This is a genomic window from Kingella sp. SNUBH-2017 (assembly GCF_028680565.1).
GTDB lineage: Bacteria > Pseudomonadota > Gammaproteobacteria > Burkholderiales > Neisseriaceae > Kingella_D > Kingella_D pumchi.
Genome location: NZ_JAPHVK010000001.1, coordinates 328,609 through 345,444, shown reverse-complemented (window position 1 = coordinate 345,444; position 16,836 = coordinate 328,609). Strand labels below are relative to the sequence as shown.

Annotated in this window: 20 protein-coding genes; 11 read left to right on the top strand and 9 right to left on the bottom strand. The window is 59.9% G+C overall.

Annotation, left to right across the window (positions count from 1 at the left end; translation table 11 throughout):
• The first annotated feature begins 1 nt into the window (after window position 1).
• Window positions 2–730 carry an amino acid ABC transporter ATP-binding protein gene (locus OP500_RS01655; protein WP_274070057.1) on the top strand — a complete coding sequence of 243 codons (729 nt, stop codon included), beginning with the start codon at window positions 2–4 and terminating at the stop codon, window positions 728–730.
• A gap of 112 nt (window positions 731–842) precedes the next feature.
• Complete coding sequence (gene iscA / locus OP500_RS01650; RefSeq protein WP_238745135.1) at window positions 843–1,163, top strand: iron-sulfur cluster assembly protein IscA; 321 nt, start codon at window positions 843–845, stop codon at window positions 1,161–1,163.
• 212 nt (window positions 1,164–1,375) lie between these two features.
• On the opposite strand, the gene rplT is transcribed toward iscA, so the two are convergent.
• The 3 genes from rplT to infC form a co-directional block, all read right to left on the bottom strand.
• Complete coding sequence (rplT, locus tag OP500_RS01645) at window positions 1,376–1,732, bottom strand: 50S ribosomal protein L20 (RefSeq protein ID WP_197902937.1); 357 nt, start codon at window positions 1,730–1,732, stop codon at window positions 1,376–1,378.
• Between the two features lie 12 nt (window positions 1,733–1,744).
• Window positions 1,745–1,942: a 50S ribosomal protein L35 gene (gene rpmI, locus OP500_RS01640; protein WP_002232040.1), complete on the bottom strand. Its 198-nt coding sequence runs from the start codon at window positions 1,940–1,942 to the stop codon at window positions 1,745–1,747.
• Window positions 1,943–2,077: 135 nt separating this feature from the next.
• Complete coding sequence (infC, locus tag OP500_RS01635; protein WP_328516363.1) at window positions 2,078–2,599, bottom strand: translation initiation factor IF-3; 522 nt, start codon at window positions 2,597–2,599, stop codon at window positions 2,078–2,080.
• A gap of 275 nt (window positions 2,600–2,874) precedes the next feature.
• Between infC and OP500_RS01630 the strand changes: the two genes are divergently transcribed.
• A complete protein-coding gene (locus OP500_RS01630) occupies window positions 2,875–3,528 on the top strand; it encodes a cell division ATP-binding protein FtsE (protein WP_274069979.1) in 654 nt (217 codons plus the stop codon).
• The gene (gene ftsX / locus OP500_RS01625) at window positions 3,522–4,436 is read left to right on the top strand and encodes a permease-like cell division protein FtsX (RefSeq protein WP_274070055.1); all 915 of its coding nucleotides are present in this window, start codon (window positions 3,522–3,524) and stop codon (window positions 4,434–4,436) included. Before OP500_RS01630 ends, ftsX begins: the two co-directional genes overlap by 7 nt.
• Window positions 4,437–4,542: 106 nt before the next feature.
• On the opposite strand, the gene uvrC is transcribed toward ftsX, so the two are convergent.
• The gene (uvrC, locus tag OP500_RS01620; protein ID WP_274069978.1) at window positions 4,543–6,399 is read right to left on the bottom strand and encodes an excinuclease ABC subunit UvrC; all 1,857 of its coding nucleotides are present in this window, start codon (window positions 6,397–6,399) and stop codon (window positions 4,543–4,545) included.
• A gap of 149 nt (window positions 6,400–6,548) precedes the next feature.
• On the opposite strand from uvrC, the gene yecR reads away from it, so the two are divergent.
• On the top strand, window positions 6,549–6,974 hold the full coding sequence (yecR, locus tag OP500_RS01615; RefSeq protein WP_274069977.1) for a YecR family lipoprotein: 426 nt from the start codon (window positions 6,549–6,551) through the stop codon (window positions 6,972–6,974).
• A 92-nt stretch (window positions 6,975–7,066) separates the two neighbouring features.
• Entirely contained in the window at window positions 7,067–7,603 is a 537-nt protein-coding gene (gene ruvC, locus OP500_RS01610) for a crossover junction endodeoxyribonuclease RuvC (protein WP_274069976.1), read from the top strand.
• 40 nt (window positions 7,604–7,643) lie between these two features.
• Here the strand turns inward: ruvC and OP500_RS01605 are convergent, their stop codons facing one another.
• The gene (locus OP500_RS01605; RefSeq protein WP_274069975.1) at window positions 7,644–8,048 is read right to left on the bottom strand and encodes a hypothetical protein; all 405 of its coding nucleotides are present in this window, start codon (window positions 8,046–8,048) and stop codon (window positions 7,644–7,646) included.
• Window positions 8,049–8,173: 125 nt separating this feature from the next.
• Between OP500_RS01605 and obgE the strand changes: the two genes are divergently transcribed.
• Together obgE and OP500_RS01595 are read left to right on the top strand one after the other, a co-directional pair.
• Entirely contained in the window at window positions 8,174–9,322 is a 1,149-nt protein-coding gene (obgE, locus tag OP500_RS01600) for a GTPase ObgE (protein ID WP_274070054.1), read from the top strand.
• Between the two features lie 71 nt (window positions 9,323–9,393).
• Entirely contained in the window at window positions 9,394–9,744 is a 351-nt protein-coding gene (locus OP500_RS01595; protein ID WP_238745148.1) for a hypothetical protein, read from the top strand.
• A 113-nt stretch (window positions 9,745–9,857) separates the two neighbouring features.
• Here the strand turns inward: OP500_RS01595 and OP500_RS01590 are convergent, their stop codons facing one another.
• The 3 genes from OP500_RS01590 to OP500_RS01580 all read right to left on the bottom strand — a co-directional run bounded on the left by OP500_RS01590 (window position 9,858) and on the right by OP500_RS01580 (window position 11,899).
• Window positions 9,858–10,646 carry a Cof-type HAD-IIB family hydrolase gene (locus OP500_RS01590; RefSeq protein ID WP_274069974.1) on the bottom strand — a complete coding sequence of 263 codons (789 nt, stop codon included), beginning with the start codon at window positions 10,644–10,646 and terminating at the stop codon, window positions 9,858–9,860.
• A 3-nt stretch (window positions 10,647–10,649) separates the two neighbouring features.
• Window positions 10,650–11,438 carry an NAD(+) synthase gene (gene nadE / locus OP500_RS01585; protein ID WP_274069973.1) on the bottom strand — a complete coding sequence of 263 codons (789 nt, stop codon included), beginning with the start codon at window positions 11,436–11,438 and terminating at the stop codon, window positions 10,650–10,652.
• Window positions 11,439–11,551: 113 nt separating this feature from the next.
• Complete coding sequence (locus OP500_RS01580) at window positions 11,552–11,899, bottom strand: hypothetical protein (RefSeq protein ID WP_238745152.1); 348 nt, start codon at window positions 11,897–11,899, stop codon at window positions 11,552–11,554.
• Between the two features lie 127 nt (window positions 11,900–12,026).
• Between OP500_RS01580 and OP500_RS01575 the strand changes: the two genes are divergently transcribed.
• From OP500_RS01575 to OP500_RS01565, 3 genes are all read left to right on the top strand, one after another.
• Complete coding sequence (locus tag OP500_RS01575) at window positions 12,027–12,374, top strand: hypothetical protein (RefSeq protein WP_238745153.1); 348 nt, start codon at window positions 12,027–12,029, stop codon at window positions 12,372–12,374.
• A gap of 121 nt (window positions 12,375–12,495) precedes the next feature.
• Entirely contained in the window at window positions 12,496–14,901 is a 2,406-nt protein-coding gene (gene gyrB, locus OP500_RS01570) for a DNA topoisomerase (ATP-hydrolyzing) subunit B (RefSeq protein WP_274069972.1), read from the top strand.
• A gap of 131 nt (window positions 14,902–15,032) precedes the next feature.
• On the top strand, window positions 15,033–15,653 hold the full coding sequence (locus OP500_RS01565) for a hypothetical protein (protein WP_238745156.1): 621 nt from the start codon (window positions 15,033–15,035) through the stop codon (window positions 15,651–15,653).
• Between the two features lie 161 nt (window positions 15,654–15,814).
• Here OP500_RS01565 and OP500_RS01560 read toward each other — a convergent pair whose 3' ends face one another.
• Window positions 15,815–16,750, bottom strand: a complete 936-nt coding sequence (locus OP500_RS01560; protein WP_274069971.1) for an AraC family transcriptional regulator — start codon at window positions 16,748–16,750, stop codon at window positions 15,815–15,817.
• Window positions 16,751–16,836 lie beyond the last annotated feature (86 nt).

Sequence of the window (16,836 nt, the reverse complement as noted above, 5' to 3'; positions counted from 1 at the left end):
CGTGGTCAGCTTTCAAAACGTCCACAAACATTTCAACAACCTGCATGTAATCAACGGCGTCAGTCTCGACATCCGCAAAGGTGAAGTGGTGGTGGTGTGCGGCCCTTCTGGCAGCGGCAAATCGACGCTGATCCGCACCGTCAACCAGCTCGAGCCGGTGCAGGGCGGCGAAATCTGGGTGGACGGCGTCAATGTGGCCGACCCGAAAACCGATCTCAACCGCCTGCGCACCGAAGTCGGCTTTGTGTTCCAACACTTCAATCTTTATCCGCACCTGAGCGTGCTCGACAACATCACGCTCTCGCCGGTTAAAGTCAAAGGCCTGAGCAAGGCGGCGGCGGAAGAAAAAGCGCGTGCGCTGCTGGAAACGGTGGGGCTGGCGCACAAGGCCGACGCTTTTCCCACCGAGCTTTCCGGCGGCCAGCAGCAGCGTGTCGCCATCGCCCGCGGCCTGGCAATGGAGCCGCGCGTGATGCTGTTTGACGAGCCGACTTCGGCGCTCGACCCAGAAATGGTGGGCGAAGTGCTCAAAGTGATTAAAGAGCTGGCTTTCAGCGGCATGACCATGATGTGCGTTACCCACGAAATGGGCTTCGCCCGCGAAGCGGCCGACCGCATCGTGTTTGTCGATCAGGGGCAGATTCTCGAAGACTCGACGCCCGAACAGTTTTTCACCGCACCGAAAACCGAACGCGCGCGCCAGTTTCTGCGCCAGATTATGTCGCACTAAACCGCGACACCGATTCCCCGCACTCGGTTGTGGTTTTTCAGGCAGCCTGAAAACCTTGTTTGCGGTACAATCGCCCGCATATCGGACACACTCATTCTGAAAGGGCAAAATTATGATTACCATCACCAGCAATGCCGCCGAACGCATCCGCGACTTTCTCGAAAAACGCGGCAAAGGCGAAGGCGTGCGCTTGGGCGTGAAAACCAGCGGCTGCTCGGGCTTGGCCTACACCGTCGAATTCGCCGACACCGTCGATCCCGACGACTTGGTTTTTGAAGAACACGGCGTCAAAGTATTCGTCGATCCCAAAAGCCACGTTTATTTGGACGGCACCGAACTGGACTACGCCAAAGAAGGCTTGCAGGAAGGCTTTAAGTTCCAAAACCCGAACGTGAAAGAGTCTTGCGGCTGCGGCGAAAGTTTCCACGTTTGATTTGGCCAGACGCGCAATAAAAGCAGCCTGAAAAGCCGATTGGTGCTTTTCAGGCTGCTTTTTTGCATGCTTGGTTTGAGCCATATTGCCTGCAAGCGGCAATACGCCACCGCCCTACCCTGCCGGTTTCGTCTAGGCAGGCACGCCGGACAACACGAAAAAACAAGGGAAACCGAAAACGGTTTCCCTTGAATCATTGCGGCTGCGGCGGATTAGGCCAGAGCGGCTTTGGCTTTTTCAACCAGCTGCGCGAAGGCGGCTTTGTCGAATACGGCCAAGTCTGCCAATACTTTGCGGTCCAGCTCGATGGCGGCGCGTTTCAGGCCGTTCATGAATTTGCTGTAAGACAGGCCGTTTTGGCGGGCGCCGGCATTGATACGGGCGATCCACAGCTGGCGGAACTGGCGTTTGCGCTGGCGGCGGTCGCGGTAGGCGTACTGGCCTGCTTTCATTACCGCCTGCTTGGCAACGCGGTAGACGTTTTTACGGCGGCCGCGGTAGCCTTTGGCCAATGCTAATACTTTTTTATGACGGGCTCGTGCGGTTACACCGCGTTTTACGCGTGGCATGTTTCAATCTCCTTATGCGTAGGGCAACATTTTGGCAACAGAAGCCAAATCGCGGTCGTTCACCATAGAGGTGCCGCGCAGCTGGCGTTTGTTTTTGGTGGTTTTCTTGGTCAGAATGTGGCGTTTGAACGCGTGGGCGCGTTTCACGCCGCCGTTGCCCAGCACTTTGAAGCGTTTTTTCGCGCTGGATTTGGTTTTCATTTTAGGCATGGAAAACTCCGGGTTACTTATAGGATAAGGCAGAAGGAGGCGGAAAAATCCGCACTTGAAACCCGCTGCCACGGTTTTTGCCGCTGAAAAACGCCTTTCGCGCGCGGCGGATGCGAAAGGCGCGGGATTATAGGCTTATTTCTTTTTCGGCGCAATCATCATCACCATCTGACGGCCTTCCATTTTCGGGAACTGCTCCACTTGGCCGATTTCCGCCAAATCTTCTTTCACGCGCTCGAGCAGTTGGGCGCCCAGCTGCTGGTGCGCCATCTCGCGGCCGCGAAAACGCAGGGTAACTTTGACTTTGTCGCCTTCGCTCAAAAAGCGCACGATGTTGCGCATTTTGATTTGGTAATCGCCTTCGTCGGTGCCCGGGCGGAATTTGATTTCCTTAATCTGCACCTGCTTCTGTTTTTTCTTGGCTTCGTCGCGTTTTTTCGACTGCTCGTATTTGTATTTGCCAAAGTCCATCAGCTTGCACACAGGCGGTTTGGCGGTGGGGGAAATCTCCACCAGGTCCACGTCCTGCTCTTCGGCCAATGCGAGGGCTTCTTTTACGGATACCACGCCGAGCTGTTCGCCCGTACCACTGATTAAACGCACTTCTTTGGCGGTGATTTCGCCGTTGATACGTGCTTCGCGTTCTTGTGCGATGATAAATCTCCTGTCTGGTTTCGGATTGGCGCAGCCTTGACGGTATTTTCAGGCTGCCTGTTTTTCAGACTGCCGCTGCTGCGCGAAAAGCCGCGATTATAGCAAAATTTGCCTTTACTACGGCAATTTTCTGTTTAACGGCGCTTTTTTGCCGCAAGCGCCGCCAAGCGGCCGGCGGCAGCGTTTGGGGCGGCGCGCAAAGTCCGCTTATAATCTCCACCTTTGCCTGTCTGCGCCCGCGTCTGCAGGCAGCCTGAAAACACGGGAGTGCTTGATCCATGATTCGATTCGAATCCGTATCCAAAACCTATCAGGGCGGTTTTCAGGCTCTGAAAAACGTCAGCTTCGCCATTGCCAAAGGCGAGATGATTTTCATCGCCGGCCATTCCGGCGCCGGCAAATCGACGGTGCTGAAGCTGATTTCCGGCATCACCCGCCCCAGCGGCGGCCGCGTGCTGATGAACAAACAGGACATCGGCCGCCTTTCCGACAACCAGCTGTGCTACCTGCGCCAGCACATCGGCATCGTATTCCAAGACCACAAAATCCTGTTTGACCGCAACGTGCTGGAAAACGTGCTGCTGCCCTTGCGGATTATCGGTTACGACAGCAAAACCGCCGACAAACGCGCCCGCATCGCGATTGAAAAAGTCGGTTTGGGTGGCCGTGAAACCGCCGACCCGCGCGGTCTCTCCGGCGGTGAGCAGCAGCGTCTGTGCATCGCCCGCGCCGTCGTCCACCAGCCCAGCCTGCTGATTGCCGATGAACCTTCGGCCAACCTCGACCGTGCCTACGCGCTCGACATTATGGAACTGTTTAAAACCTTTCACGAAGCCGGCACCACCGTCATCGTGTCGGCGCACGACGAAACCCTGATGCAGGACTACGGCCACCGCATCCTGCGCCTGCAGGAAGGCAGGTTCGCATCATGAATTATCTGTCGCTCCATTGGGAAAGCGCCCGCCGCGCCGCCGCCTATTTCTTCAAACAGCCGCTGGCCGCGCTGATGATACTCGCCATGCTCGCCATCGCCATGACCCTGCCGCTAACGCTCTACTTGGGCGTGCAAAGCAGCAAAAACGTGCTCGACCGCCTAAGCGGCGTGCCGCAGATCACCCTGTATATGGACATGGGCGCCGCCGGCGCGGATACCGACGCCGTGCAAAAACTGCTCGCCGGCGACCCGCGGGTAAAAGAGAGCCGTTTTGTTGCCAAAGCCGAAGGGCTGGAAGAAATGAAAGCGGCGATGGGCACGCAGGAAGTGGTGTCGATGCTCGACGAAAACCCGCTGCCCGACGCCTTTGTCATCACCCCCGCCGATGCCGACCCGCAGGCGGTGCTCGCGCTGCAAAAAGACCTTGCCGCCTATCCGATGGTGGAAAGCACCCAGCTCGACCAGGAATGGATGCAGACCCTCTACCGTCTCAACACCCTGGCCAACCAGATTTTCTGGTTTCTGGCGGTAACGCTGGGCTTTGCCTTCGTGCTGGTGGCGCACAACACCATCCGCCTGCAGATTCTCAGCCGCAAAGAAGAAATCGAAATCACCAAACTGCTGGGCGCGCCCTCTTCCTTTGTGCGCCGCCCCTTTCTCTACCAGGCCGCCTGGCAGAGCCTGCTTTCCGCCCTGCTCAGCCTTATCCTGTGCACCTGGCTGATGGCGCAGACCCGCCCGCTGATTACCCAGATTTTCCAGCCCTACGGCATCAATCTGCAGTGGCGCACTTTCTATTGGTGGGAAACGGTATCGGTGCTGATCGTCGTCTGCCTGCTCGGCATCGCCGGCGCCTGGGCCGCCACCCGCCGCCACCTGATCGGCTTCAAAGCGCGGCGCCATTAAACCCGCCCAAACGCACAACACCCGTTTCAGGCTGCCTGAAACGGGTGTTTCGCCGCAAAAGCAGCCTGAAAACCGCTTAAACCGTTTTCAGGCTACCTTTTTGCATTTACGCATGCGTGTGCAGCGCGGCGTAAATCTTTTCCGCCAGTGCGCGGCTGATGCCTTCGGTTTGGGCAAGGTCGTCGATGCTGGCGGCCTGGATGCCGCGCAGGCCGCCGAAGCGGGTGAGCAGGGCGGCTTTACGTTTGCTGCCGATGCCGGCGATGTCGTTGAGCGACGATGTGATGCGGGCTTTGTCGCGTTTTTTGCGGTGGCCGGTGATGGCGAAGCGGTGGGATTCGTCGCGCACGGTTTGCAGCAGGTGCAGGGCGGGGCTGTTGTCGGGCAGGCGCAGGGTGCGGTTTTGGAAGGGCAGGATCAGTTCTTCCAAGCCGGCTTTGCGCTCGGGGCCTTTGGCGATGCCGATCAGCGGGATGCTCAGGCCGAGTTCTTCCCAAACTTCGAGCGCCATGCCGATTTGGCCTTTGCCACCGTCGATCAGCACGGCGTCCGGCCAGCGCACGATTTCGCCGTTGGCCTGGGCTTCGGCGAGTTTGCCGTAGCGGCGGGTGAGCACTTCGCGCATGGCGGCGTAGTCGTCGCCGGCTTTGGCGGTGGTGATGTTGTAGCGGCGGTATTGGGCGGGCTGGATGGCGTGTTCGTCGTACACCACGCAGGATGCGACGGTGGCTTCGCCCTGGGTGTGGCTGATGTCGAAGCATTCGAGCCGCTGCAATTCGGCTTCGGGCAGGCCGATGAGTTCGGCCAGCGCGGCGGTGCGCCGGATCTGGCTGCTGTTTTGCAGCAGGTGGCGCGACAGGGCAAGGCGGGCGTTCTGCACCGCCATGTCGAGCCATACTTTGCGCTCGCCGCGCGTGTTGGAAACGAATTGGACGGCCTTGCCGTGCTCGCTGCTGACGGCTTCCTGCAGGCTTTCAGGCAGCCTGAAATTGCTGATGACGAGATCGGGCTTGGTTTTGCCCAGATAGTGCTGGGCGGCGAAGGCTTCGGCGTAGTCCTGGCCGTTGGGATCGGGGTCGTGGCGGGTGTCGGGAAAGAAGTTTTTGTCGCCGACGTGGCGGCCGCCGCGAATGCTGGTCCAGTTGATGCACACGCCTCCCTGCTCTACTGCCAGCGCGAGAATATCGATATTGTGCGGGGCGTCGGGGTTGCGGCTGTCGATAAACTGGCGGCTCTGCACCAGCCCCAGCGCCTGCAACTGGTCGCGGTAGCGCGCGGCTTCTTCAAACTGCAGATTGGCGGCGGCCTGCTGCATTTTGTGCTGCAAAGTCTGGCTCAGCACATCGGTGCGGCCGTTGAGAAAAGCGGCGGCTTCTTCCACCGTGGCGCGGTAGTCGTCTGCCGAAATCGCGCCCACGCACGGCGCGGAGCAGCGCTTGATCTGGTGCAGCAGGCAGGGGCGCTCGCGGTGGGCAAACACGCTGTCTTCGCAGGTGCGCAGCTGGAACACTTTTTGCAGCACCTCGATGCTGTCGCGCACCGCGTAGCCATTGGGATAGGGGCCGAAATACTGGTGCGGCTTTTTCAGGCTGCCCCGGTAGTAGGCCATCTGCGGGAACTCGTGGCCGGAGAGCATCAGATAGGGATAGGATTTGTCGTCGCGAAACAGGATATTGTATTTGGGCGACAGCGACTTAATCAGATTATTTTCCAGAATCAGCGCCTCGGCTTCGCTGCGGGTAACGGTAATCTCCACCCGCGCCACCTGTTTGACCATCAGCGCGATGCGCGGCGAATGGCCGGCGGTTTTCTGGAAATAGCCCGACACTCGCCGCTTCAGGTTCACCGCCTTGCCCACATACAGCACCGAGCCGTCGGCGGCAATCATGCGGTACACCCCCGGCAGTGCGGGCAGGGTTTTCAGAAACAGGGCAAGGTCAAATTCGGAATCGGGCGTGTTCATGGGGGCGGATTATAAGGCAGCCTGAAACAGTTTTCAGGCTGCCTTATATTAACTCAACTTAACATTGGTAGACTTAACATTGGTATTGTTCTTGCTTGATTTCTATAGCATGTCTTTACCTTGATTAACCGAATTGAAAGGACGATTTGATGAAACGCCTGCCGTTTTCCGTTGCCCGCCTGCCGTTAATGGGTCTATTTGCCGCCGTACTGCTTGCTTCTTGCGCCCGCCCCCTGCCGCCCTTGGAATGGGAAAGTGTCGGCGGCAGCCGCTCCGACGGCACCGTCAAACTGTCCTACAAAAAAGGCTGGAAAGACACTCGTCTGCCTGATAACGATGCTGCGCTGGAAATGGCGAAAAAACGCTGCAAAGCGTGGGGCTACAGCTATGCCGAAGCATTTGACGGCGAAACCGAAAGCTGCCTGATGCAGGCGCACGGCAAACGGCGCACCGTATGCACCCTGTGGCGGCACACCCGCGAATACCAATGCATGACCGAAAGCCATTCCCTGCGCGGCAGCAAAACCGGCGGCGAAAACACGCAGAACATCGTTATCCAACTGCAACCGCAATAAGCGTTTGCCCAATGACAAAAGGCAGCCTGAAAACCTTTTCAGGCTGCCTTTCGCTATATAATCGCCGCCTTTTCCGTTTTCCCCGTTCCGCCATGAGCCAGCGCCCCTTAAGAATTTTAGGCATCGACCCCGGCAGCCGCAGCACCGGTTTCGGCATTATCGACGTTATCGGCCGCGAGCAGGTTTATGTGGCTTCAGGCTGCATCAAAACCATCCCCAAAGACGAGCTGGCCGGCCGCATCGGCGTGATCGTCGAGCATATCGACGAGTTGATCGCCACCTACCACCCCGCACAGGCAGCGGTGGAGCAAGTGTTTGTTAACGTCAATCCCGCCGCCACGCTGATGCTCGGCCAGGCGCGCGGTGCGGCGCTGGCGGCGCTGGTGCTGCGCGGGCTGCCGGTTTACGAATACACCGCGCTGCAGGTCAAGCAGTCGGTGGTCGGGCGCGGCAAGGCGGCCAAAGAGCAGGTGCAGCATATGGTGGTGCAGATGCTGAATCTCTCCGGCACGCCGCAGGCCGACGCCGCCGACGGTCTGGCCGTCGCCATCACCCACGCGCTGCGCCACCACGGCCTCGCCGGACGGCTGGGCGGCCTGCAGATTAAGGGCGGACGGCTGCAGCCGTAAACGCCGGACAAGGCAGCCTGAAAAACCTGTTTTCCGCCTTTCAGGCTGCCTTGCCGAAGCCTTTTGGCGGCCGCAGGCAGAAGTAGGTCAGCAGCATGCTGCACGGCCAGACCAAAACCCAGCTTGGAATCAGCGTGATCACGGCAACGCAGGAAGTCAGTCCCCACAGCAGCGAAGCGGCAAACAACCTGCGCCGCCAGCGCGGATGCCATGCCCGATCGTACAGCATCCAGCCCGCCATACCGGCGGCGGCCGCAGCAATCAATGCACAAAACAGGTTCCACGGCAGCAATACCATCAGGAATAGGCCAAAGATTTCGCTCCGGTCTCCCAGTGTGCTGAAAAACACCAAAAAAGCCAGATTCGATGCGGCGCCGGTCAGCAGGTTGCCGGCAAGCGCCGTCTGCACCGCGCGCCACCAGCTGCGTTCTGTTTGATTGTCCATCATCGTCCTTTCAGGCTGCCTGGCCGGGCATGATTATAGCCAAAGCCCCGCGCCGCTTCCTGTATAATGCGCCGTTTTCCCATTTCGGGTTTTCAGGCAGCCTGAAAAGCCCGGCGAAAGAGATTATGAAGTTTATCGACGAAGCCAAAATCGAAGTGGCGGCCGGACGCGGCGGCAACGGCGCGGCCAGCTTCCGCCGCGAAAAATTCGTGCCGCGCGGCGGCCCCGACGGCGGCGACGGCGGACGCGGCGGCAGCGTGTTTGCGGTGGCCGACGAAAACACCAACACGCTGGTGGAATACCGTTTTATCAAACGCTACCAAGCCAAAAACGGCGAAAAAGGCCACGGCTCCGACCGCTACGGCGCGGGCGCCGACGACATCGAACTGAAAATGCCCGTCGGCACGCTGATCCGCGACATCGACACCGACGAAACCGTCGCCGATCTCACCCGCCACGGCCAGCGCGTCTGCCTGGCGCGCGGCGGCAAAGGCGGGTTGGGCAACCTGCATTTCAAATCGTCGGTCAACCGCGCGCCCAAGCAGGCCACGCCGGGCGAAGAAGGCGAAAGCCGCCGCCTGCTGTTGGAACTGAAAGTGCTGGCCGACGTCGGCCTGTTGGGCATGCCCAACGCCGGCAAATCGACGCTGATTAGCGCTGTTTCCGCCGCCCGCCCGAAAGTGGCCGACTACCCCTTCACCACCCTGCACCCCAATCTCGGCGTGGTGCGGCTGGACGAAAACCACAGCTTTGTGATGGCCGACATCCCGGGTCTGATCGAAGGCGCCGCCGAAGGCGCGGGGCTGGGACACCGCTTTCTCAAACACCTCTCGCGCACCGGCCTGCTGCTGCACGTGGTCGATCTGGCGCCGTTTGACGACAGCGTCGATCCCGCCGCCGAAGCGCTGGCCATCGTCAACGAGCTGCGCAAATACGACGCCGAACTCTACGACAAACCGCGCTGGCTGGTGCTGAACAAACTGGACATGCTCAGCCCCGAAGAAGCCGCCGCGCGCAAAGCCGCTTTCCTTGAAGCCACCGGCTGGCAGTTCCCCGCGCCAGACGACCGTTTCGGCTTCGACACCGAAACCCCGCGCCTATTTGAAATCAGCGCGCTGGCGCATCAGGGCACGCAGGAATTGGTGCGCCAAATCGGGCTGTATCTGGCGGAGAAACGGCGGCAGGCGGCGGAAGAAGCTGCCAAGCAGCCTGAAAGGGCAGACAATGAAACGGCCGCCGGCCAGACCGATTTGTCGGTGCTGAAAGCGGAATAACTTCAGAATTGGCACGCCGCATGTTTGGCGGATAAACTTGTTGGTTTTTTACGATACGAAAGGAACGACTAATGGACTTAGGAAAACTGCTTAACTTCATCATAACGGCCGCCATTGTGTTTGCCGGCTACAAATATTTCAGCACCGGCGACATTACCTTTGTGCCGCCCAACCAGGAAACCGTGCGCAAGCTGGCGCAGCCGATCGTGGACAAACTGCCGCCCGGAACCCATCTGACGGTAGGCCAATCCTGCGCCCGAACCAGCGGCGGCTACATCAAGAAGGGTGTGTTTACTTGCGAAATCAATGTATTCAGCGACCGCTCTTCCTACGCCAAAGCGCTAAGAAGCTATAAAGTCAAGGTTACCAAGGAAAATGGTGAATGGGTGCTCGTTAAAGGTTGGTTTGAGATCGTCAAATAAACCCGCCCGCGTTTCAGGCTGCCTGAAACCGCAAACGGCACGGCAAAACCGGCTTTCAGGCTGCCTGAAAGCCGGTTTTGCCGTGTTTTCGTTTTATGGCCTTAGCCGATCCATCAATCGATCAGCCCCAACTCGCGCAAGCCGCGGGCGATGCCGTCTTCTGCGGCGGCGGGGCAGACGTGGCGGGCAACGGCTTTGAGTTCGGCAGGGGCATTGCCCATGGCAACGCCGAAACCGACGGCTTCGAGCATTTCCCGATCGTTTAGGCCGTCGCCAAAGGCCATGGCGTCGGCCATTTCCAAACCCAGCGCGTTCAAGGCGGCGCGGATGCCGCGGGCTTTGGAGCCGGCGCGCTCGATAATGTCCACTCCTTGCGGGTGCCAGCGCACGGTTTTCAGCTGCGGCAGCAGCAGCGCGGCAATTTCGGCGTCGCGGCTTTCGGGATAAAAGGCCAGCATCTGATATACCGGTTCGCGGCCGACATGGCCGCTGTCCGCTTCATAGGGAATCGCCAGATCGCCGAGTGAGCGGTGCAGCGGCTCGTCGGCGGCCGCCACGCTGATGCGCTCGGCGGAAACGAAGCCGTGGCTGATGCCGTGTGCTTTCAGGCTGCCTGAAACCGCTTCGGCCTGCACCGGCGGCATGGCAAACTGCGCCAGCGGCCGGCCGCGGTATTCGACGTATTGGCCGTTGACCGCCACCAACATCTCCATGCCGGTATCGTCCATCAGGCGGCGGATTGGCTCGGGCAGCACGGCGGGGGTGCGGCCGGTGGCGATGGCGGTGATGATGCCGCGCGCGTTCAACTGGTGCAGTGCATCGCGGGTGGAAGCGGGAATGCGGCGCTCGTGTTTGAGATAGAGCGTGTCGTCGATATCGAAAAAAACGATTTTGGGCGGCATGGTTCAATCCAACAGTTCGGCAGGAATGCGGCACACCGGTATCGGCTGGATTTTGTGCTGGGCGGCGCGGTTGAGACGGGTGTAAATATCAAACACCTGCTGCTGGCGGCCGGCAAACTCTTCGCGCGCCCTGCCCGCTTCATGCTGCGCCATCGCCCATTCCAGCTCGGGATAGCTCGCGCCCATCTGCTCTTCATCGGTGCGCTCACCGTCCCACAGGCCGTCGGTCGGCGCGGCGGCGCGGATGGATTCGGACACATCCAGCGCTTCGGCCAGCCGGTATACCTGCGATTTGAGCAAATCGGCAATCGGGCTGACATCGACGCCGCCGTCGCCGTATTTGGTGAAAAAGCCGACGCCAAAATCTTCAACCTTATTGCCGGTGCCGGCCACCAGCAGGCCGTGGGTTTGGGCGTAGTAATAAAGCGTGCTCATGCGCAGGCGCGAGCGGGTGTTGGCCAGCGCCAGTTCCTGCTGCTTAGCATCCGGCAGCGCCACGCTGCGCTCGAACTCTTCAAACAGCGGCGTCAGATCGGCGCTGATGGCACGTACATTGGAAAACTGCCGTTGCAGCGCGGCGATGTGGTTGCGGGCGCGCTCGAGCTGGTCGGCCTTTTGGCGGATGGGCATATCGACGCACAGCAGCTGCACGCCGCTTCTGGCGCACAGCGCGGACACCACCGCCGAATCGACGCCACCGGAAATACCGACGGCGTAACCGCGCACGCCGGCACCGTCGGCGTAGTCTTTGAGCCAGCCTGAAATATGGCGGATAAGAGCTTCTGTCTGCATGATGTTTCCTTTGGGTTGCGCTTGGATGTTTTCAGGCTGCCTGTGTATGCGGGCAGCCTGAAAAACGTTTGTGCAAAAACCGCCGCCCGCTTGCGGTGGCGGGCGGCGCGGGTTTATTGGGCAGACTGCATCGCCTGCTGCCATTCCTTACATTGCGTTTCGGTTTCTTCCAGCATCGCATCGGCCGCTTCCTGCCCCTGCAGGTCTTTGGTAACGGCATAGCGGTCGGCCATGCTCTGCTGCCAGGCCGAGAGCGCGGCCTTTTCCTTGCCGCCGCCCTGCTCCAGCACCGTGCCCAAACCCAGCTGCACCGACAGATCCAGCTGTTTCCATTGCGCCTGGTCGAGCTTGGCGTACTGCGTCAGCGCATCGGCGCAAACGGCCGGCAGTTTGCCCGAAGATTTGCCGCCGCAGCCGGCCAATGCCGCCAGTGCCAACAGCATCATTGTGGTGGTTTTCATGGTTTTCTCCCGCAGATAAAAGCCGTCTGTCAAAAGTGCGGGAATTCTAACAGCATCGCCGCCCGCTGCCAAAGGCAGCCTGAAAAGACTACAATCACCGCATGCCTGTTTTTAACAAGGAAAAACCGTGAAGCCCGCCGCCATGATGAAACTGCAAACCGTCTGCTCGCTCGCCACCATCACCGCCCTGTGCCTGTGGTGGCGGATCGGCGATGCCGCCACGCCGGCAGCCGGCGCGGTGCTGCTGGCCGCCAACGCCGTCTACTGGTGGCTGGCGTGGAAACTGGGCGCCGCCGCCCGCAGCGCCCGCGAACGCTTCGACGCCGCACCCGACGAAACCCGCCGTTGGATGGCCGAACATCTCAGCGGCCGGCGCATTGCCGATATCAAAACCCTGCGCGAGCATTACGGCCTGTCGCTGCGCGATGCGGTGGCGGTGCTCGATGCCTATCGCGCAGACGACAAAGCAGCCTGAAAAAGCGGCACCCGTCTTTTCAGGCTGCCTTGGCACGCCTGAAAAGCCTGCCGAATTCGGGTATAATCCGCCCTTTCAGGCTGCCTGAGAGGGCGGCTTTTTTTTGGGAAAAGACACAAAAATGACCGAACAGACAGTAACCGCCGCATACGGCGCCGACAGCATTCAGGTATTGGAAGGTTTGGAAGCCGTGCGCAAGCGCCCGGGCATGTATATCGGCGACACGCAGGACGGCAGCGGCCTGCACCACATGGTGTTTGAAGTGCTGGACAACGCCATCGACGAAGCGCTGGCCGGCCACTGCGACAAAATCACCGTCGCCATCAATTCCGACAACTCCATCACCATCGAAGACAACGGCCGCGGCATCCCCACCGGCATCCACCCCAAAGAAGGCCGCTCCGCCGCCGAAGTGATCATGACCGTGCTGCATGCCGGCGGCAAGTTCGACAACAACAGCTACAAAATCTCCGGCGGCCTGCACGGCGTGGGCGTGTCGGTGGTCAATGCACTCTCCGACTGGCTGCGGCTGACCATCTGGCGCGAGGGCAAAGAGCATTTCGTCGAATTCCGCAACGGCGAAGCGGTCGAACCCTTGAAAGTGGTGGGCGACTGCCCGGCCGGCAAACACGGCACCCGCGTGCAGTTTCTCGCCAGCGAAGACACCTTCGGCCTGGTGGAATACAAATTCGACATTCTCGCCAAACGCATCCGCGAGCTCTCTTTCCTAAACAACGGCGTCGGCATCGAGCTGACCGACAAGCGCGACGGCAAACACGAAAACTTCGCCTTCTCCGGCGGCGTGGCCGGCTTCGTGCAGTATATGAACCGCAACAAAACGCCGCTGCACGACAAAGTGTTCTACGCTTTCGGCGAGAAAGACGGCATGAGCGTCGAATGCGCCATGCAGTGGAACGACAGCTATCAGGAAAACGTGCAGTGCTTCACCAACAACATCCCGCAGCGCGACGGCGGCACCCACCTGACCGCGCTGCGCCAAGTGATGACGCGCACCATCAACCAATACATTGAAGCCAACGAAATCGCCAAAAAAGCCAAAATCGAAACCGCCGGCGACGATATGCGCGAAGGGCTAACCTGCATTTTGTCGGTGAAACTGCCCGATCCCAAATTCTCGTCGCAAACCAAAGACAAACTGGTGTCCAGCGAAATCGGCCCCGTGGTCAATGAAGTTTTGAGCGCCGCGCTGCACGACTTTCTCGAAGAAAATCCGAACGACGCCAAAATCATCACCGGCAAAATCATCGACGCCGCCCGCGCCCGCGAAGCCGCCCGCAAAGCGCGCGAAATCACCCGCCGCAAAGGCGTGATGGACGGCTTGGGCCTGCCCGGCAAACTGGCCGACTGCCAGGAAAAAGACCCGGCGCTGTCCGAGCTTTACTTGGTGGAGGGCGATTCGGCCGGCGGTTCCGCCAAGCAAGGGCGCGACCGCAAATTCCAAGCCATCCTGCCCTTGAAAGGCAAAATCCTGAACGTGGAAAAAGCCCGCTTCGAGAAAATGCTCGCCAGCCAGGAAGTCGCCACCCTGATTACCGCGCTGGGCACCAGCATCGGCAAAGAAGAGTTTAATCTGGAAAAACTGCGCTACCACCGCATCATCATCATGACCGATGCCGACGTGGACGGCGCCCATATCCGCACCCTGCTCCTAACCTTCTTCTACCGCCAGATGCCCGAATTGATTGAGCGCGGCTATGTGTACATCGCCCAACCGCCGCTTTACAAAGCCAAGCACGGCAAGCAGGAGCGCTACCTGAAAGACGAAGCCGAAAAAGACGAATTTTTGCTCGGTCTGGCCGTTGATAAAGCCCGCATCGAATCCGCCGGCCGCGTCATTGAAGGCGCCGAGCTGGCCAAAACCGCGCGCAAATTCCTGAAAGCCCGCAGCACCATCGCCCAAGAAAGCCGCGTGATCGACGCCGCCGTATTGCGCGCGCTCTTGGACGTGCCCGCCGTCAGCCTGGCCGACGAAGCCGCCGCCCAAGCCGCCATCGCCGCGCTCTCCGCCGTGCTGCAGCACGAAGAAGTGGCGCTGGAACATGTTGCCGGACAAGAAGGCGGCCACTTCCTGAAAATCACCCGCAAGCTGCACGGCAACGTGATGGTGAGCTATCTCGACCAGAAATTCCTCGACAGCAAAGCCTACCAAACCCTTTCCTCCACCGCCGCCGCACTCGCCGCGCTCGAATTTTCCGCGCCGCTGCAGGTATTCAAAGGCGACGCCGAACCGCTTCAGGCTGCTTCCTTTGAAGACGCGCTCGACCTGCTGCTCGCCGGCGCGCAAAAAGGCCTGATGATCCAGCGCTACAAAGGCTTGGGCGAGATGAACCCCGAGCAGCTGTGGGAAACCACCATGGATCCCACCGTCCGCCGCCTGCTGAAAGTGCGCATCGAAGACGCCATCGCCGCCGACGAAGTGTTCGTTACCCTGATGGGCGACGAAGTCGAACCGCGCCGCGCCTTTATCGAAAACAACGCGCTGGTGGCACAGAATATCGACGCCTAAACCGGCACCAACAGGCAGCCTGAAAACAGAAAACCGCTGTTCAGGCTGCCTTTCCCGTATCAAAGCAGCCTGAAAACCTATCAAGCCCCAACCGACTTTCAGGCTGCCTGAAAACCCGCAAAGGAACCCCAATGAAATACATCCACACCACCGCAGAAACCCTCGAGCACCTGCGCAAGCAGGCGAAAAAGCGCCAGAGCAAACAAGGCGGGCAGATGTCCGATTTGCTGAACGCCGCCGCCAAAGAAGCCAAATACCAGAATTGGTCGCACGCCCAAGAATGCTACGCCGCCGGCGAGCGCTACGGCCGCACCCCGCTCACCGAAGAGTGCTTCGTGCTCGAGCGCCACACGCTCGACGGCCAGGACTACGTAACCGCCACCGGCTTTGAAACCGCCGAACCCTCCGCCTTTTTGCTGTTCAACAACGACCGCGGCGATGCCTGGCTCTACGACGTATTCAGCGGCCAAGCACTGTGCATCCTGCTGCACCGCAAGCCCTGCGAACTCATGCCCATCCGCTATCAGGAGCGCCGTTTCGACATTCCCTGGGACGGCGAAATCGACCGCAGCGTCGCCATCCCCAGTCTTGAACCCGCCACCGACGCCGCCCGCGCCAAGCTCGGCTCGATCTACATTTTCCCCGAATACGTCGCCCTGATGCTCGACGATCTCGGCAGCCAGGCCGAACGGCAGGCGCGCGAATTCCACCAGCAGCTCAAGTTTGAAACCGACGGCCAAAAGCCGGTGTAAACCGCAGCCCGAAACGGTAAAAAGCAGCCTGAAAACCGGATACGCGGCTTTCAGGCTGCTTTTTGCTCTGCGGCAAAGCACCCGGGCATTGGGCAGCCTGAAAATCTTTCAAGCTGCTTTTGGCACCGGCGCCATGCCGCCATCCACTGCGGATGGGCCGTTTAAATCACAAAGCCGCCGTCCGCCACCGCTTCCTGCGGCTGCTTGCGGTACTGGCCGGGCGAGATGCCGTATTCTTTTTTAAACGCTTTGCCGAAATGGGTTTCCGAGCTGAAACCCACCGACAGCGCGATCGACAGCACCGAATCGGCACGCTGTTTCAGCAGCAGCGCGGCCTGCTGCAGGCGGATGCGGCTGACAAAGGCGTGCGGGCTGCTGCCGGTTTGCTGGCGGAACAGGCGCATCAGGTGGGCGCGCGACATTTTGGCCGCAGCGGCCATGTCTTCAACGTTCCACGGTTTTTCAGGCTGCTCGATCACCGCTTGGATCAGGCCGCGCAGGCGTTTGTCGCGCCAGCCTTTGAGTACGCCGTCGGGCAGCTCCTGCCCTTCCTGCGCCAGATAGGCGCGCAGCATCAGCACCAGCAGCACCGCCGACAGCGCGTTCACCACCGAAGTCGAACCCTGCCGCAGGCCGGCGGCTTCACCCTTGAGCATTTCCACCAGATAGCACAGTTCGGGACTTTCCAAATTCAAACGCAGCATAGCGGGCAGGCCGGCAATCAGTTCGGCCTGCTGCTCGTATTCGAAACGGGCGCAGAAAAGCTGCATTTGGCCGCCTTCGCCGCTGCTGCTTTTCACGGTAAACGCGCCTTGCCGGCTGCTCTCTACCGTGTCGTCGCAGTTGCCGCAGCCGGCGCTGCTGCTGAGCACATGGCCGGCGGTGCGCGGGAAAAAGACGATGTCGCCTTGCTGCAAAAGCCGCGCCTGGTTTTCGCCGTCGATCTTAATCCAGCCCGAACCGCGGGTAACGATGTGCACCACACCGCGCACGCGGCTGGCTTCGTGGCGCACATACCATGCGCCCTGAAACAGGCATTGGGTGTCCACGCTGCCCGCCAGTTGTGCCAATTCGACCAGTTTGTCCAACACATCCATCGTTTTTCACCATTCTTTGAGACGATTTGCAGATTATTATACGCAGATTATCACCATAATCCGCAGCGTCAACCCAATCACGAAAG

Bases quoted from the DNA above. Each gene is read 5' to 3' on its own strand.
- obgE (WP_274070054.1), top strand. From the start codon at position 8,174: ATGAAGTTTATCGACGAAGCCAAAATCGAAGTGGCGGCCGGACGCGGC.
- uvrC (WP_274069978.1), bottom strand. From the start codon at position 6,399: ATGAACACGCCCGATTCCGAATTTGACCTTGCCCTGTTTCTGAAAACC.
- OP500_RS01595 (WP_238745148.1), top strand. From the start codon at position 9,394: ATGGACTTAGGAAAACTGCTTAACTTCATCATAACGGCCGCCATTGTG.
- gyrB (WP_274069972.1), top strand. From the start codon at position 12,496: ATGACCGAACAGACAGTAACCGCCGCATACGGCGCCGACAGCATTCAG.
- OP500_RS01565 (WP_238745156.1), top strand. From the start codon at position 15,033: ATGAAATACATCCACACCACCGCAGAAACCCTCGAGCACCTGCGCAAG.
- OP500_RS01580 (WP_238745152.1), bottom strand. From the start codon at position 11,899: ATGAAAACCACCACAATGATGCTGTTGGCACTGGCGGCATTGGCCGGC.
- yecR (WP_274069977.1), top strand. From the start codon at position 6,549: ATGAAACGCCTGCCGTTTTCCGTTGCCCGCCTGCCGTTAATGGGTCTA.
- rplT (WP_197902937.1), bottom strand. From the start codon at position 1,732: ATGCCACGCGTAAAACGCGGTGTAACCGCACGAGCCCGTCATAAAAAA.
- OP500_RS01630 (WP_274069979.1), top strand. From the start codon at position 2,875: ATGATTCGATTCGAATCCGTATCCAAAACCTATCAGGGCGGTTTTCAG.
- OP500_RS01590 (WP_274069974.1), bottom strand. From the start codon at position 10,646: ATGCCGCCCAAAATCGTTTTTTTCGATATCGACGACACGCTCTATCTC.
- rpmI (WP_002232040.1), bottom strand. From the start codon at position 1,942: ATGCCTAAAATGAAAACCAAATCCAGCGCGAAAAAACGCTTCAAAGTG.
- nadE (WP_274069973.1), bottom strand. From the start codon at position 11,438: ATGCAGACAGAAGCTCTTATCCGCCATATTTCAGGCTGGCTCAAAGAC.
- ruvC (WP_274069976.1), top strand. From the start codon at position 7,067: ATGAGCCAGCGCCCCTTAAGAATTTTAGGCATCGACCCCGGCAGCCGC.
- iscA (WP_238745135.1), top strand. From the start codon at position 843: ATGATTACCATCACCAGCAATGCCGCCGAACGCATCCGCGACTTTCTC.
- OP500_RS01605 (WP_274069975.1), bottom strand. From the start codon at position 8,048: ATGGACAATCAAACAGAACGCAGCTGGTGGCGCGCGGTGCAGACGGCG.
- OP500_RS01560 (WP_274069971.1), bottom strand. From the start codon at position 16,750: ATGGATGTGTTGGACAAACTGGTCGAATTGGCACAACTGGCGGGCAGC.